We start from the raw sequence: 14,417 nt of genomic DNA on the forward strand, positions 1-14,417 counted from the left end.
ATGTTTAAATAAATAAAAAGTGGCTTATCCATAGAAAAAGCGCTCCCTAATAGTAATAAATTTAAATTTATAAATTTGAATTTATTTATAAGATCACTGGTTTTTGTGGATAACTCAAAAAACTTCAAATTTAAATTCAAAACCGTAAGTTAAATTTAAACTCTGGATAACATGTGGATAACTTTGTTGATAGAGTTGTTAATAACTTATATATCTTTATATAACAATAACTTAATTTGTGATTAACTTAAGTTGAACTATTTTTTATTCAGTTCTCTGAACAACTAGGGTCTTTATATTTTTTGATCTTATTTGAAAAGAAAACCGCTTTTGCATTGACAGCTCAAGCAATGAGCACTAAAATCGCGGACCTTCATAGAAAGATCATTTTTTGGAGTTTCAATATGAAACGTACATTCCAACCGTCTGAATTAAAGCGTAAGCGTGTTCATGGTTTCCGTGCTCGTATGGCTACTAAAGCTGGTCGTCAAGTATTAGCTCGCCGTCGTGCAAAAGGTCGTCATAGCTTAACTGTTTAATCAGTTACGCTAAGACGATTTTGGGTGTTATGACAAAACTTTATAGTTTTGGCACAGAGTTGCGATTACGCTGTGCTGCCGATTATAAAGGTGTCTTTGATGGTGCGCTTTTTAAAGTGCATCAACCCCATTTCTTATTTCTTGCAAAACATTCCGAACTGCCAAATAGCCGTTTGGGTTTAGTTGTTGCCAAGAAGAAAGTGCGACGTGCACACGAAAGAAATCGAGTAAAACGACTTGCTCGCGAAAGTTTTCGCCTGCATCAACAGCAATTAGATGACCTAGACATTGTAATCATGCCGAAAATGGGTGTTGAAGCAGTGCCTAATGCAGAATTGCACCAGCAATTACAATTTGCCTGGCAGAAACTTAACCGTCTCGCCAAAAAGCATTCAAAAATAGCCCCCTCCCCACAAAAGTAGAGTTGGCCAATGGTACGTTTACTGCATTGGTTGATCCGTTTCTATCAGATTGCGATTAGTCCTCTTCTTGGACCGCGCTGTCGTTATATTCCAACTTGTTCTCAATATTCCTTGGAAGCAGTCCAGATGCATGGCGCTGGGCGTGGAGTGTGGCTGGCTACTAAACGTATTTGCCGTTGTCATCCGTGGGGGGGCTCGGGATATGATCCTGTTCCCTCAAAAGCGATTCGTTTTATTTCATTTCAGCAAATAGATTCTCAAACGCTTCACGTTGCTGTACCCTTTCGTGATCGTTTATTGAACCAAAATCACTCTCACCACTTGGGGTAATACATATGCAACAATGGGCCAGGATTGCAATTCTCGGAGCCATGTTTGTTGTCGCATATTTGCTCATTTTGGCGTGGCAAAAAGATTATGGAAATGCTGAAACAAAACCGCAGCAGGAAACTGCTGTTGTTTCGCATGACGTATCTGCAGATTTGCCAAATGGTCAGACGGCTACAGTTGCCTCTGATCTGCCACAAGCAAATGTGCCAGCACAGCAAGCCACGGATGCCACAGCACCTGTAAGTCAGCAGCTTATTTCAGTACAAACTGACCTTTATCATCTTTGGATCAATCCGAAGGGTGGTGATATTGTTCGTATTGAATTACTCAATCATGACAAGAACAAAGACAGCGATGAACCTTTCGTCATGCTGGAAAGCGATGCGAAACGTACTTATGTCGCCCAGTCTGGCCTGATCGGTCTGAATGGACCGGACAGCAGCCGTAACGGCCGTCCAATGTATGAGCTGGAAAAAACTGCTTATACCCTGGCAGATGCGAAAACAGTCAAATCCAAAGATGGTGAAAACCTGAAAGTATTGTCTGTACCGCTAGTGTTTAAAACCGCTGACGGGATTGAGATCATTAAGACCTTCAATTTCACTGAAGGTGAATATCCGGTCGTGGTAAATCACAAAGTGGTTAACCGCAGTGGCCAGACCTGGCAAGGCCAGATGTTCGGTCAGATCAAACGCGATAACTCGGAAGATCCAGGCAAGTCCGATCAAGGGATCTTCACGCTGGGAACATTCCTCGGCGGTGCATGGGGTACCCCGGACGAGCAGTACAACAAGCTTAAATTCGACAACTTTGTTGAAGAAAAAGTCAGTACTGAAGCGACAGGTGGTTGGGTGGCAATGGTACAGCACTACTTTGTCAGTGCATGGGTTCCAGGTCAGCTGAAGTTGACTCAAGGCAATGGCGAAGCTTATAGCGCCAAGCTTGAATCACGTAAATCAACCGATAACATGAACATCATTGGTTTTACCTCACCGACCTTCAATGTGCCTGCAGGTACAGTGGCTGAAATTGATGCGACTTTCTATTCAGGTCCAAAAATCCAGTCAGAACTGAAAGATTTGGCTGCGGGTTTAAACCAGACCGTTGATTATGGCTGGTTATGGCCAATTGCGAAATTACTGTTTGTCGGTCTTGAGTTCTTCCATGGTCTGGTGGGTAACTGGGGCTGGGCAATTATTCTGTTGACCATCCTGGTGAAACTGATCCTGTGGCCATTGTCGTCGAAGAGCTATCGCTCTATGGCGAAAATGCGGGTGATTGCGCCAGAAATGCAACGCATGAAAGAAGAGTTCGGTGAAGATCGCATGCGCTTCTCTCAAGAAATGATGGCATTGTACAAACGTGAACAGGTCAATCCGCTTGCCGGCTGTTTACCACTGTTATTACAAATGCCGATTTTCCTGGCCTTGTACTGGGTATTGATGGAATCTGTGGAACTGCGTCATGCGCCATGGATGCTGTGGATTCAGGATTTGTCTTCAATGGATCCTTGGTTCATTCTGCCGTTGTTGATGGGCTTGACGATGTATATCCAACAGTCGTTAAATCCACAACCGACGGATCCAATGCAGGCAAAAGTCTTCAAGTTTATGCCGATTATCTTTACCGTATTCTTGTTGTTCTTCCCGGCAGGCTTGGTTCTGTACTGGATCGTCAACAACTTGATCACGATTCTGCAACAAACTTTGATTAACAAGTCTGTTACCAAAGATCGCGCGAAACGTGATGAGGTTACTCCAGTCAACTAAGTTGTACGGATAGGCTGAATAAATCCGCTTAAGATGGTAATCTTAGGCGGATTTTTTTTGGCTGTACTTTTGAGTCTTTGCAGGTGAATTTTATGCTCAACCGAACCACAACTATTGCTGCGATTGCAACTCCACCAGGACGTGGCGGCGTTGGGGTGATTCGCCTGTCAGGCCCGAAATCCTATGAAATTGCCCAGCAACTGACACAAAAAGAGCTGCCTAAAGCCCGTTTTGCCGGTTTCCGCCAGTTCTACGATGCAGCAGGTGAAGTCATGGATGAAGGACTGGCGATTTGCTTCCCGAATCCAAACTCGTTTACCGGTGAAGATGTAGTGGAGCTACAAGGTCATGGCGGTCCGGTGATTCAGAACGCCCTGCTTGGCCGTTTGCTGGAACTGGGCGCCACTGCAGCCAAAGCGGGTGAATTCTCGATGCGTGCCTTTGAAAATGGCAAGCTGGATCTGGTGCAGGCTGAAGCAATTGCCGACCTGATTGATGCAACTTCGCAAGCGGCTGCACGTTCTGCGGTGCGTTCACTGCAAGGAGCTTTCTCGACCAAAGTCAATGCAGTCCTTGAGCAGCTGATTCATCTGCGTCTGCATGTGGAAGCCGCGATTGATTTTCCGGAAGAAGAAATCGACTTTCTGGCAGATGGCAAGATTTTAAATCTGCTGGATGGCGTATCCAGTGCAGTCACTCAAGTCCAGCAATCCGCACGTCAAGGACAGCTTCTACGTGAAGGCTTGCAAGTCGTAATTGCAGGTAAACCGAATGCCGGTAAATCCTCTCTACTGAATGCGCTGGCCGGAATTGAACGCGCGATTGTGACCGATATTGCTGGCACCACCCGTGATGTGCTGCATGAGAAAATTACCTTAAATGGCTTACCGATTACCCTGACCGATACGGCTGGTCTGCGTGAAACCGGTGATATCGTGGAAAAGGAAGGGATTCGCCGCGCGATTAAGGAAATTGAACAGGCCGATTTATTACTCTTGGTCTATGACTTAAGCCAGGGCGAAGATCCGCTGCAACTCGCCCAAGAATATTTTGCCGAACATATCGAGCCAAAACGTTTGATGCTAATTGGCAATAAATGCGACCTGACCGGTGCTGAAGCCGTGATTGGCGATTTAAATGGTTTCCGGCATATTGCAGTCTCTGCCAAGCAAGAAACTGGCGTTCAAGCGCTCATAGAGGCGATTACAGCGCATGCAGGCTTCCAGCCTGAGGAAGACACCTTTATCGCACGTACCCGTCATTTAGATGCAATGAAGCGCACTCAGCTCTATCTGGCTGAGGCGTGTGAACAACTGGTGGTGTATAACGCCGGTGAACTGGTAGCGGAGTCCTTACGTCTGGCGCAAAATGCATTGGGTGAGATCACTGGTGATTTCAGTGCAGATGACCTGCTGGGCAAGATCTTCGGTTCATTCTGTATTGGAAAGTAATTATTTAATAAAACATCAAAAAAGCCCTCAACTGAGGGCTTTTTTTAGGCTGGTCGATGAGATTTTTGATACGCCCACCACAGCGCAAAACACAATAGACTGATCGCGATACAAAAGCTGATCACAGCGAAATCCAGCCCCCAGTGATCGGCCAGATAACCCACAGCAATGATAGGGACAATAGTGCCCAGATAGGCAATAAACAGATAGGTCGACATGACGGCTGCACGGTTGTCTAAGCTGGTCATTTGATGAATCAGTGCAAAAGCACCCATCAGGGCAAACCCATGGCCAATTCCAAAGCAAATATCACTGATAAAAAATAGCAGGCTGATTTTCGAATACATGCATAGTGCTAAAATGATCAGGCTCAAGCACATCATCATCAGGCCGATATTCAGACATTTAGACGCTGCGACCGCTTTGGCCATAAACTGCACGATCACTGAGACGACTAAAATACTGGTAATGGCCAGCCCACTGACCAAAGGACCATGCCAAGGTAAAATATTGCGGACAAAGGATGGTGACAGGGACGCAAACAGGCTAAAGGCGGCAAAGGCACTAAAAGCTGTCACTGCAATAATCATAAATACCAGATGAAATTGCGATTCAGGTCGTTGCAGTTTAGGCGCCATGCTAAAGGGCTGTGCCTCAAACTTGGGTGCTTTAATCCAGAATAGGCCAATCAAACACAGCACGGCACCCAGAATAATTGGCAAATATGGCATTACCAAAGGCGCAGCGGAAAACTGCGCAATCACGCCACCGACCAAGGGTCCTAAACCAAAACCCATTGCAGTAATGATTGAAATCAGTTGTGGTGCAGTGTGTTTATGGCTTTCTGGGATGGTATGCATTAAACCCATCATGGCAGAAGTGGTCATCAGGCCCGAGGCAATCCCAATAATAAAACGGCCAATCGAGAGGATCAGTGCATTCTGAGCAAAAACGGAAATGATGAGACCTAGCGTGATCAGGGCCAGGCCAATTTGCAGGGTTCGTAAAAACCCGATGCTGTTACTGGTTCTGCCCAAAAACAACAAGGTCGAGAGGCAGCCAAACATATAGGCGACAAAAATGTAGGTGATGTGGCTGGGCAGCAAATGCCAGAGCTGTTGATAAATCGGATAAAGCGGACTGGCCAAAGCGGTGCCAATCGTTCCCATCATTAAAGCCAAGCTGACCATCAAGAACGGTCGCCAGCTGGTTGTTATTGTCATGAAAATGCCGTTATAGTGTTGATCCTTGGCCAATCCATGTCAGGGCGTAGCGAGGAAAATAGAAAGTGTCTGCAGTTTAGAATGGATACAGAAAATCGGTCAAGGTTGAATTAGTAAGATGTTTATCATTTAAAATATTTTAATTATATAAAACAATTATTTAATATGAATAATGATGTGGTTTTAGATATATTGGAGTTAAGTATAACTTTATATATTGTGTTCCACGTGAAACATGATGAGCTTATTTAACTGGGTATAAACAGTAACATAAATGTTTGAGAAATTTAAAAGCAGAGCGATTAGAATCGAAGCATATTCTTATCCAATTCATGTAGAACATTCATGTTAAAAAAAACACTGATCATTAGTTTAAGTACATTCATTTCAAGCTTTGCATTTGCCAATATTGATACGGTACAAGCTAATTTGGCAAAAAACAGTCCCAATTTAAAAATTGAAAATATTCAGACCACCGAGATGAAAGGTATCTATAGCGGTTCCATGCAGGGCCAAGTGGTTTATCTGAATGAAGATGCCAAGCATCTGATTGCTGGTCCGATGCTGCGGATTCAGGATCAACATAATCTGACCCGTGATTTAATGCTGAAACAAAATAGTATCGACTGGAAAAAATTACCGCTTCAGGATGCTGTAAAAAGTGTAAGAGGTACGGGTAAACGTCAGATTGCCATCTTTTCTGACCCAAATTGCCCGTATTGTAAAAAGCTTGAGTTAGAGCTGAAAAAACTGAATGATTTGACGATTTATACCTTTATTCTTCCTTTAAAACCCCAGTCGGTGGCTCCTTCAAAACAGGTGTATTGCGAGTCTAATCCAGCTCAGGCATGGGAAGATCTGATTGCTCAAGGGATTCAACCTAAATCGAAAAAAACTTGTGCCAATCCGATTGAACAGAATAAAAAACTGGCTCAGTCTATGGGCGTGAATGGGACACCTGCAATTATTTTTTCCAATGGTTTTAAAGTGATGGGTGCCTATCCGGCAGAGCAGATTGAGCAGATCTTTAAAGAATTCAATTTATAAAAAAATTAAATAAAGCTATCAGTCGCTCAATATAAAAAAGCACCTTTCCGGTGCTTTTTTATTCAGGTCGTCAAATCAACCTCAGAAACATCTGAATGGTTTAGACTGTACGGCGTTTGGTGACCATATTATAAATAAACAGAATAATCACAGCACCAATCACGGAAGCAATCAGACCTGCTGCGGAATCTGCCGAATACAGACCGAGCATACGGCCACCAAAAGTCGCCAATAAGGAGCCGGCAATACCCAGTAAGGTAGTCATAATAAAACCTGCCTTATCATTACCAGGATGAATGGCACGTGCAATCAGACCTGCTACAAAACCAATGACGATCGCCACAATAATTGTCCACATATGCATACTCCTTCTTATCATATCTTTGTTTTCACATCTGTTTAATCATCTTGAAACAAAGTCAGGATCATAAAAAGTTGAATCCTGAAACGAGATGTTATTTTTTGTTCCCGGTTTTCTCTATATTTGAAGTATAAAAAAAGTGGCTTATGCCACTTTTTTTAACCTGATTTTAAAGACCGATTTCACCAATAAATGGCAGGTGACGGTACTTCTGGTCATAGTCTAAGCCATAACCCACGATAAATTTATCTTCAACCTCAAAGCCCATAAATTCGACCTTCAAATCGATTTCACGACGCGATGGTTTACTTACCAAAGTACACAGTTGAATCGAATTGGGTTCACGGGTTTGCAGGATTTCAAGTACCTTGCTTAAAGTGTTGCCTGAATCAATAATATCTTCAACGACTAACACATCTTTACCACGGATTTCACCGTCTAAATCTTTCAGGATTTTTACATCACGTGACGATACCGTGCCATCGCCATAACTGGACACAGTCATGAAATCCAATTCATGCGGTTTTGAAATCACACGACATAAATCAGCCATAAAAATCACTGAACCACGTAATAAACCGATGAGCACAAGTTCTTTGTCACTATTGGCATAGTGTGCATTGATTTGAGCACCAAGCTCTTTGACTTTAGCTTGAATTTCTTCAGCGGAAATCATTACGCTCATTTGGACGGTCATGGGTAGATACCTAAAAAGTAAAAATAGCAAAATAAAAAAGGTGTTGACCTGCAACACCTGAATACGTCGCAATTTTAATACATCCCTAGCAGAGATGCACCTGTTTTGCTGGCTGTAAATGTAATCATTTTTTAGCCGCGGCTGAATCGCGTTTCAGTAAAAAAACACAGCCCAGCGCCATTGCAGACAGGAGCAAGTATTGACGATGGCGGGGTTTTGTCGCTTTATTCACTGGCTGCTGCTTTGACATAGACGGCTACTCCATAGACATAGGTGGCTGCAATATTACGGTCATCGCCAAGCATGGTCAGTGCAAAAAATGCATCTTCAATATTTTTAGCTCTGCTCTGGCGTAACTGCTGTAAGGCAGTGGCATTGAGATTCAGCACCACAAAGTCGGCTTCTTTGCCAATATTAAAGTTCCCTAGGCGATCATCCAGACTCAAGGCTTTGGCACCGCCTAAAGTGGCATGATACAAGGCCTCAAAGGCGGAGAGTTTTTCGCCCTGCAACTGCTGCACCTTATAGGCTTCATTCAGGGTTTGCAGCTGATTAAATGATGTTCCTGCTCCAATGTCTGTGCCTAAGCCGACTTTGACCCCTTTGTCCCAAGTTTTTTTCAGGGGAAATAAGCCACTGCCAAGGAATAGATTTGAGGTCGGACAGAAAGCAATGGCGGAGTCGGTCTGATGCATACAATCCCACTCCTCATCTTCCAGATGCACGCAATGCGCGAAGACGGATTTACTGCCGGTTAAACCATAATGATGATAAACATCCAAATAACTTTCACGTTCAGGAAAGAGTTCTTTTACCCAAGCAATTTCATTTTTATTTTCACTTAAATGGGTATGTACATAGACATCCGGATATTCGGCTTTGAGCTGTCCGGCTTTTTGTAGTTGTTCAGGTGTTGAGGTTGGTGCAAAGCGTGGGGTAATCGCATACAGGTTCCGCCCCTGTCCGTGCCATTTTTCAATCAGCGCTTTAGAATCTGTATAAGCTGTTTCTGCTGTATCTGTTAGTGCTTCCGGAGCATGACGATCCATCAAGACTTTACCCGCGATCAGACGCATATTGCGCATGGTTGCCGCATTAAATAAAGCATCTACGGATTCAGGATGAACGGTACAAAAGACCAGTGCAGTGGTGGTGCCATTTTTAAGCAATTCCTGCACGAAAAATTCGGCAATTTTTTCGCTGTACGATGCATCTTGAAACTGGATTTCAGTGGGGAATGTATAGGTATTTAACCATTCCAGCAGCTGTTCACCATAAGCCCCGACCATTTCCGTTTGCGGGAAATGAATATGGGTGTCGATAAAACCGGGAACAATCAGTTGATCTGGATAGTGCTGTAATTCAGCGTTGGTAGGAAGTCGTGACTGCCCTTCTTGCCAAGGACCAAACCACTGGATTTTACCTTCGTGAATGATGACTATACCATCTTCTACATATCGCACTTGGTCGTGTATATCACGTGCTTGGGCAACTGTATTCTGAATGTCGAGGAAGCGACCACGGATCGCTGTCGTTGCAATTACAGAAGACATTTTAAACCTACGCTTTTAATTTTTTCGATTGATTGTAGCTGAAAAAATTGCCATGTTTGTATGAACATTCATATTTAAATAGCGATCCAGATTCTTCTATGACCCCATCCAATTATTATGATCAATTTCAACAGATCGTGTGTGCGCAGCCCACATTAATGCGCATCTTGCATCAGTTAGCACAATTACACTCTGACGCTTATGTCGCAGCGGGTGTGTTACGTCATGTGATCTGGGCGCATTTACATGGATGGGAATATGAAATAAATCATACTGAGGTCGATGTGATTTTCTATGATGAAAATGAGCAGGCTCGCGTTATAGAACAGCAACTTGCAGATCGGTTAAAAGAGTATTTTCCAGATATCCGTTGGGATGTGACCAATCAAGCCTTTGTACATGAGTGGTATCGTACCGATCAAAATGAAAATATTGAGCCTTTAACTTCAATTGATCATGCGCTGTCATTATGGCCAGAAACTGTCACGGCCTTGGCACTGCGCCTAAAAGATGATGAATTGGAGTTGATTGCTCCTTTCGGTTTAGCAGATTTATTTGAGTTAAAGCTGCGTTGGAATCCGAATTTAGTCAGTTATGCCGTGTTTGAACAACGCATGCTGAGCAAACAGTTTTTGCAAAAATGGCCCAAATTATCCCTGATAGAACAATAAAAAAAGCCTGCTGATGCAGGCTTTTTTGATGATTACTTTTTACAGGGTGGTTTCGTTATGCCTCTTACTATGACGAATCGACAAGATCGCGGTCACAGTGAGGACAATCACAATAAAGCTCAAAGAAATCCAGATCGGCATATGGAACACATCCAGCATCAGCATTTTAAAGCCGATAAAGACCAGAATGATCCCGAGACCATAAGGCAGATAATGCATTTTTGAGGCTGCGCCCGAGAGCAGGAAGAACATCGCGCGTAGGCCTAAAATCGCCATCAGGTTTGCGGTAAGGACAATAAAGGGATCGGTGGTGACGGCAAAAATAGCTGGAATAGAATCGACGGCAAAGATCACATCAGAGGCTTCAACCAGGATCAGGACCAAGAACAACGGCGTTGCCCAGAGCAAACCATTCTGACGGACAAAGAATTTGTCGCCCTGAAGTTGCGGGGTAATACGCATATGTTTACGTAGCCATTTCAGAATCGCCATATCTTCAATATTGCTGTCTTCTTCATGCTGACCACGAAGGAATTTGAAGCCGGTATACACCAGGAACGCACCGAAGATATACAGAATCCAAGAGAATTCCTGTACAAACCAGGCGCCAATAAAAATAAAGATGGTTCTGAGTACAATCGCACCCAGTACGCCATATAACAGCAGCTTGCGTTGCAATGCGGGTGGAATGGCGAAGGCCGCGAAGATCATCAGCCAGACAAAGACGTTATCAATCGCTAGGGATTTTTCCAGCAGATAACCGGCAAAGTATTCCATAACCTTGGCATTAGCAATTGCCGTGCCTGCGGTCTGCTCCAGATACAGCCATAAGCCGCCACCAAATAAAGTCGCGACACTGACCCAGGCAATACTCCAGTAGGCAGCAGTTCGGACTTTAACTTCCTGACCATGCTGATGCTTAAAGCCGACAAAATCGATTACCAGCATGACTGCGACAATCGCGAAAAAGACGAGATACAGCCAGAGTGTACCAATGGTTTCCATGTGAATTCTCCACATCGGACAACTAGCCATAAAAAAACCTTGACCAGTTGCCAGATGAAAAACATCTATAACAACATGATCAAGGTCTTGCCTACATCTTACTGTTCCACTTTTTTATATAAAGTGTGACTTCAAGATGCTCAGATACCGACTTTTTGCAAAGTGTAATGACGATATTCTGACACGTTTAAAAATTGAAATTTCATTCTTAAACGCTTGGAGGAGGCTACTCCCCTTGTTCAAACTAAATTTTATTTGAGCGGTAGCTCAATGTGCAGCAAGCATGACAGATTTTTGCTAAGACTACAATTTCATTTACAAAAATCATGCTTCAAGGCGCTTTCTTACCTAAGAAATCCGGACGCTGAATCAGGTATAAGCTGATCAGAAAACCCAAGCTGGCCAAGATTGCTCCTACCCAGCCAATACTATGTAATCCGATATGTGCCGTTACCAGACCGCCGAGTAAGGCACCGCCACCAATCCCGACATTGTACAGACCTGAAAAAATTGCCATGGCGACATCGGTTGCATCAGAAGCCAGATTTAAGGTCTTGGCTTGTAGAGCCAGACTAAACCCAATAATGCTGATGCCCCAGATTAACGCCAAGCTATTAAGCTGAAATACACCTTGAGACAGTGGCAGCAATAACAGCAGCGAGATCCCTAGCCCGAGTGTAAATAGCGGAATGGTGAGTCGGGGAAAATGCGGTGCAAAGCGGCCAAATACATAAGACCCGATCAGGCCCGCACCGCCATAAATCAGCAATAAGCTGGTGGTCTGTGCAGAGCTGAATTGCGCAATATTCAGCGCAAAGGGTTCAATATAACTATAGGCGGTAAATTGCGCACTAATCACAAGCACGGTAAGCGCAAAGACCAGCATCAGGCTGGGACGTTTTAGCAAGCTTTTTAAACTGCTGAGTGAACCTGAATTAACACTTGGCAATAAAGGCAAGGTTTTGGCCAGCAGTACGCAGACCACGCTTGCCACAACTGCGATCAAGGCAAAACTATTGCGCCAGCCATAGGCCTCCCCGATCATCCGGCCAAAGGGAATTCCCAAGACCATCGCCATGGCGGTACCGGTAGCCAATAAGCCCAATGCCTGAAATTTTTTGCCCTTTGGCGCAACCCGCACAGCAAGTGACGCCGTAATTGACCAGAACAGCGCATGCGCCACGGCAATACCAATCCGGCTCAGCACCAGAATGCTAAAGCTCCAGGCAAAATAGGACAGCACATGACTGAAAATAAACACCGCAAATAAAACCATCAGCAGAAAGCGCCGTTCAATATTTTTGGTCAGTAACATCATTGGCAAAGAAAGCAGCGCCACGACCCAGGCATAAATTGTCAGCATCCACCCGACCTGGGTCGGTGACATGGCAAAACTGGTACCAATATCACTTAATAGCGCCACCGGGATAAATTCGGTGGTATTGAAAATAAAGGCAGCAGAGGCTAAAGCAATCACACAAACCCATTGACGTGTCACCGAAGAGGTGGAAGAAGAGCTAGACATACATATCTGATAAAAAGAACCGGCCGGCAGTTTAAACCTGTTGAGCAAAATGCGGTATTGGTCAGAAGGACAGATTCACAATCCTTTAAAAGAAATCTAACAATAGAGCAGGGAAAAATATGTCAGTCTGGCTTAAAAACAAGGAGAGGATCGGCATGTTGATCGAGCATCAGCAACAGGACACTGGAGGTTTATGGTTTGTAGAGCCAAATGAAAAACGTCTGGCAGAAATGAGTTATTCCAGAGTAAATGAAGATCAATTAGTGATTGAACACACCTGGGTCGATGACAGTCTACGCGGCCAGCACGTCGGGTATTATCTGGTCGAGGCCGCTGTGAATTTTGCCCGTGAACACGGCATCAGGATTATTCCAAAATGCCCTTTTGCCAAATCCGTGTTCGAGCGAGAGCCTCGCTTTAATGATGTTTTATAATTTTAAAATGACAACAAAGGTTTAGATTTGTATGGAAATTAAATATCAAGATTCAAAATGTGGTGGTGTATTTTTTATGGAAGATCAAGGACGCCGCCTGGCGGAGATTACTTATCAATGGCGGGGCGATGCCGTCATCATTGCCGATCATACCTGGGTCGATGATTCCCTGCGTGGCCAAGGTATTGCCCGAAAAATGCTGGATGTACTGGTTGATTTTGCCCGTGAAAAAAGTTTAACCATCATCCCGCAATGTTCCTATGTGGATGTCATGTTTAAACGTGACCGAAGTCTGGCAGATGTCGCAGCAACGGCTATTTAACTACCCAAGAGGATTTCCCGAAAGATAAATGCAGTTTTTCTTTCAAGGCAGGAATCAATATAACCTGTAACAGGGTATATAAACCGAAACCTGCCATCACCCCGGTCATCGCCCAGAAAATTTCTTCAAACTGTTGCAGCATCACTAAAATTGCCATGATCAGCAGGTAACTGGCATGAAAATAAATACGATGCCCAACAAATTTCAAGATCGTCCAGCTAATAAAAATTGAACTGATCAGCAAATTGGTTTGAGCACTGAATTGCCAGTTATTTAAAGTGATCATCAGGACAAAACACACACATAACAAGGCGAGGGTTAAAATCAGATCTTTTAACATCAGGTGATCCTCATGCTTACGGTAGGTGTATGAAAATATTCGTTTAATAATTTAGGGACTATTGTTAAAAGTTTAATCCAGAAATGCAAACTGAAAACCGTGTAAGCAAAAACGGATGTTTGCTCAAAAAATAGTCGACTTAATTTAAAATTATTGATTAAATTGTATTTTTAATTCTTCCCTCTAGGGAGATGGCATGATGCTACAGCTTTGCTATGCTAGTGAACGCATAGAATCTGAACAAGAGTTGTTACAAGATTTGAGCGATATTTTAGCCACTGCCCGGAAGTTCAATCTTCAGCATCAGATTCATGGGGTGTTGTATTATTCCCATGGCAAATTTTTCCAGTGCCTTGAAGGTCAGGCTGAAGTAGTGGAAAGTTTATTTCAGAGCATTTGTCGGGATCCCCGCCATCACAATATCTTGCGTTTTGCAGATGCGATGGTAGAGCATTCCCATTTCTCGGAATGGTCAATGAAATATGTGCATAAACACAGTGAAATTTCTTCTTTATTTTCACGTTTAGGTTTGAAGCAATTTGATCCGCATGCCTTACAGCAGTCAGGAATTGCCGAATTCCTCAAAGTACTGTATCGCCTGGAAGAAAATCAGGCCAGTTTGGCATCGCCAAAAGGTTATAAGCAGCGTGGTTATGTCCCCTATTTTTGATCTGATGGATCAAAGCTGAAAATAAAAAAGTCCGCATGGCGGACTTTTTTGTCTGATG

At 43.7% G+C, this 14,417-nt stretch carries 17 protein-coding genes; 10 read left to right on the plus strand and 7 right to left on the minus strand.

Annotated elements, in window-relative coordinates; translation table 11 throughout:
• The first annotated feature begins 404 nt into the window (after positions 1–404).
• From rpmH to mnmE, 5 genes are all read left to right on the plus strand, one after another.
• Complete coding sequence (rpmH, locus tag I6L24_RS03935) at positions 405–539, plus strand: 50S ribosomal protein L34 (protein ID WP_000831329.1); 135 nt, start codon at positions 405–407, stop codon at positions 537–539.
• A gap of 29 nt (positions 540–568) precedes the next feature.
• Entirely contained in the window at positions 569–961 is a 393-nt protein-coding gene (gene rnpA / locus I6L24_RS03940) for a ribonuclease P protein component (RefSeq protein WP_004281932.1), read from the plus strand.
• Between the two features lie 9 nt (positions 962–970).
• Complete coding sequence (yidD, locus tag I6L24_RS03945; RefSeq protein ID WP_004281931.1) at positions 971–1,291, plus strand: membrane protein insertion efficiency factor YidD; 321 nt, start codon at positions 971–973, stop codon at positions 1,289–1,291.
• Positions 1,292–1,296: 5 nt separating this feature from the next.
• Complete coding sequence (gene yidC / locus I6L24_RS03950; RefSeq protein ID WP_168386688.1) at positions 1,297–3,060, plus strand: membrane protein insertase YidC; 1,764 nt, start codon at positions 1,297–1,299, stop codon at positions 3,058–3,060.
• 92 nt (positions 3,061–3,152) lie between these two features.
• Entirely contained in the window at positions 3,153–4,511 is a 1,359-nt protein-coding gene (mnmE, locus tag I6L24_RS03955) for a tRNA uridine-5-carboxymethylaminomethyl(34) synthesis GTPase MnmE (RefSeq protein WP_004281929.1), read from the plus strand.
• Positions 4,512–4,555: 44 nt separating this feature from the next.
• Here the strand turns inward: mnmE and I6L24_RS03960 are convergent, their stop codons facing one another.
• Positions 4,556–5,734, minus strand: coding sequence for an MFS transporter (locus tag I6L24_RS03960; RefSeq protein WP_458773136.1), 1,179 nt, complete (start codon positions 5,732–5,734; stop codon positions 4,556–4,558).
• 345 nt (positions 5,735–6,079) lie between these two features.
• On the opposite strand from I6L24_RS03960, the gene I6L24_RS03965 reads away from it, so the two are divergent.
• Entirely contained in the window at positions 6,080–6,781 is a 702-nt protein-coding gene (locus tag I6L24_RS03965) for a DsbC family protein (RefSeq protein ID WP_004281927.1), read from the plus strand.
• A gap of 100 nt (positions 6,782–6,881) precedes the next feature.
• Here I6L24_RS03965 and I6L24_RS03970 read toward each other — a convergent pair whose 3' ends face one another.
• The 3 genes from I6L24_RS03970 to guaD form a co-directional block, all read right to left on the minus strand.
• Complete coding sequence (locus I6L24_RS03970; RefSeq protein ID WP_004281926.1) at positions 6,882–7,139, minus strand: GlsB/YeaQ/YmgE family stress response membrane protein; 258 nt, start codon at positions 7,137–7,139, stop codon at positions 6,882–6,884.
• Positions 7,140–7,311: 172 nt separating this feature from the next.
• Positions 7,312–7,839, minus strand: coding sequence for a hypoxanthine phosphoribosyltransferase (hpt, locus tag I6L24_RS03975; protein ID WP_004281925.1), 528 nt, complete (start codon positions 7,837–7,839; stop codon positions 7,312–7,314).
• A 224-nt stretch (positions 7,840–8,063) separates the two neighbouring features.
• Positions 8,064–9,392: a guanine deaminase gene (gene guaD / locus I6L24_RS03980; protein ID WP_168386689.1), complete on the minus strand. Its 1,329-nt coding sequence runs from the start codon at positions 9,390–9,392 to the stop codon at positions 8,064–8,066.
• Positions 9,393–9,490: 98 nt separating this feature from the next.
• Between guaD and I6L24_RS03985 the strand changes: the two genes are divergently transcribed.
• Entirely contained in the window at positions 9,491–10,063 is a 573-nt protein-coding gene (locus tag I6L24_RS03985) for a nucleotidyltransferase family protein (RefSeq protein ID WP_005094863.1), read from the plus strand.
• Positions 10,064–10,102: 39 nt separating this feature from the next.
• Here I6L24_RS03985 and I6L24_RS03990 read toward each other — a convergent pair whose 3' ends face one another.
• Both I6L24_RS03990 and I6L24_RS03995 read right to left on the minus strand, forming a co-directional pair.
• On the minus strand, positions 10,103–11,068 hold the full coding sequence (locus tag I6L24_RS03990) for a TerC family protein (protein ID WP_005094866.1): 966 nt from the start codon (positions 11,066–11,068) through the stop codon (positions 10,103–10,105).
• A 331-nt stretch (positions 11,069–11,399) separates the two neighbouring features.
• A complete protein-coding gene (locus I6L24_RS03995) occupies positions 11,400–12,593 on the minus strand; it encodes a sugar transporter (RefSeq protein WP_004281920.1) in 1,194 nt (397 codons plus the stop codon).
• 155 nt (positions 12,594–12,748) lie between these two features.
• Here I6L24_RS03995 and I6L24_RS04000 point away from each other — a divergent pair, with 155 nt between their 5' ends.
• A complete protein-coding gene (locus I6L24_RS04000; protein WP_005094867.1) occupies positions 12,749–13,027 on the plus strand; it encodes a GNAT family N-acetyltransferase in 279 nt (92 codons plus the stop codon).
• Between the two features lie 31 nt (positions 13,028–13,058).
• On the plus strand, positions 13,059–13,349 hold the full coding sequence (locus I6L24_RS04005; protein WP_216986457.1) for a GNAT family N-acetyltransferase: 291 nt from the start codon (positions 13,059–13,061) through the stop codon (positions 13,347–13,349).
• On the opposite strand, the gene I6L24_RS04010 is transcribed toward I6L24_RS04005, so the two are convergent.
• Entirely contained in the window at positions 13,342–13,689 is a 348-nt protein-coding gene (locus tag I6L24_RS04010; RefSeq protein ID WP_004281915.1) for a hypothetical protein, read from the minus strand. The two genes, I6L24_RS04005 and I6L24_RS04010, sit on opposite strands and share 8 nt — an antisense overlap.
• Before the next feature lie 196 nt (positions 13,690–13,885).
• Between I6L24_RS04010 and I6L24_RS04015 the strand changes: the two genes are divergently transcribed.
• The gene (locus tag I6L24_RS04015) at positions 13,886–14,359 is read left to right on the plus strand and encodes a BLUF domain-containing protein (protein ID WP_004281912.1); all 474 of its coding nucleotides are present in this window, start codon (positions 13,886–13,888) and stop codon (positions 14,357–14,359) included.
• Positions 14,360–14,417 lie beyond the last annotated feature (58 nt).

It is taken from the genome of Acinetobacter lwoffii (assembly GCF_019048525.1).
Classification (GTDB): domain Bacteria; phylum Pseudomonadota; class Gammaproteobacteria; order Pseudomonadales; family Moraxellaceae; genus Acinetobacter; species Acinetobacter lwoffii_K.

What these genes read in the sequence shown, in the direction of transcription:
- rpmH (WP_000831329.1), top strand. Translation starts at nt 405, where the DNA reads ATGAAACGTACATTCCAACCGTCTGAATTAAAGCGTAAGCGTGTTCAT.
- rnpA (WP_004281932.1), top strand. Translation starts at nt 569, where the DNA reads ATGACAAAACTTTATAGTTTTGGCACAGAGTTGCGATTACGCTGTGCT.
- yidD (WP_004281931.1), top strand. Translation starts at nt 971, where the DNA reads ATGGTACGTTTACTGCATTGGTTGATCCGTTTCTATCAGATTGCGATT.
- yidC (WP_168386688.1), top strand. Translation starts at nt 1,297, where the DNA reads ATGCAACAATGGGCCAGGATTGCAATTCTCGGAGCCATGTTTGTTGTC.
- mnmE (WP_004281929.1), top strand. Translation starts at nt 3,153, where the DNA reads ATGCTCAACCGAACCACAACTATTGCTGCGATTGCAACTCCACCAGGA.
- I6L24_RS03960 (WP_458773136.1), bottom strand. Translation starts at nt 5,734, where the DNA reads ATGACAATAACAACCAGCTGGCGACCGTTCTTGATGGTCAGCTTGGCT.
- I6L24_RS03965 (WP_004281927.1), top strand. Translation starts at nt 6,080, where the DNA reads ATGTTAAAAAAAACACTGATCATTAGTTTAAGTACATTCATTTCAAGC.
- I6L24_RS03970 (WP_004281926.1), bottom strand. Translation starts at nt 7,139, where the DNA reads ATGTGGACAATTATTGTGGCGATCGTCATTGGTTTTGTAGCAGGTCTG.
- hpt (WP_004281925.1), bottom strand. Translation starts at nt 7,839, where the DNA reads ATGACCGTCCAAATGAGCGTAATGATTTCCGCTGAAGAAATTCAAGCT.
- guaD (WP_168386689.1), bottom strand. Translation starts at nt 9,392, where the DNA reads ATGTCTTCTGTAATTGCAACGACAGCGATCCGTGGTCGCTTCCTCGAC.
- I6L24_RS03985 (WP_005094863.1), top strand. Translation starts at nt 9,491, where the DNA reads ATGACCCCATCCAATTATTATGATCAATTTCAACAGATCGTGTGTGCG.
- I6L24_RS03990 (WP_005094866.1), bottom strand. Translation starts at nt 11,068, where the DNA reads ATGGAAACCATTGGTACACTCTGGCTGTATCTCGTCTTTTTCGCGATT.
- I6L24_RS03995 (WP_004281920.1), bottom strand. Translation starts at nt 12,593, where the DNA reads ATGTCTAGCTCTTCTTCCACCTCTTCGGTGACACGTCAATGGGTTTGT.
- I6L24_RS04000 (WP_005094867.1), top strand. Translation starts at nt 12,749, where the DNA reads ATGTTGATCGAGCATCAGCAACAGGACACTGGAGGTTTATGGTTTGTA.
- I6L24_RS04005 (WP_216986457.1), top strand. Translation starts at nt 13,059, where the DNA reads ATGGAAATTAAATATCAAGATTCAAAATGTGGTGGTGTATTTTTTATG.
- I6L24_RS04010 (WP_004281915.1), bottom strand. Translation starts at nt 13,689, where the DNA reads ATGTTAAAAGATCTGATTTTAACCCTCGCCTTGTTATGTGTGTGTTTT.
- I6L24_RS04015 (WP_004281912.1), top strand. Translation starts at nt 13,886, where the DNA reads ATGATGCTACAGCTTTGCTATGCTAGTGAACGCATAGAATCTGAACAA.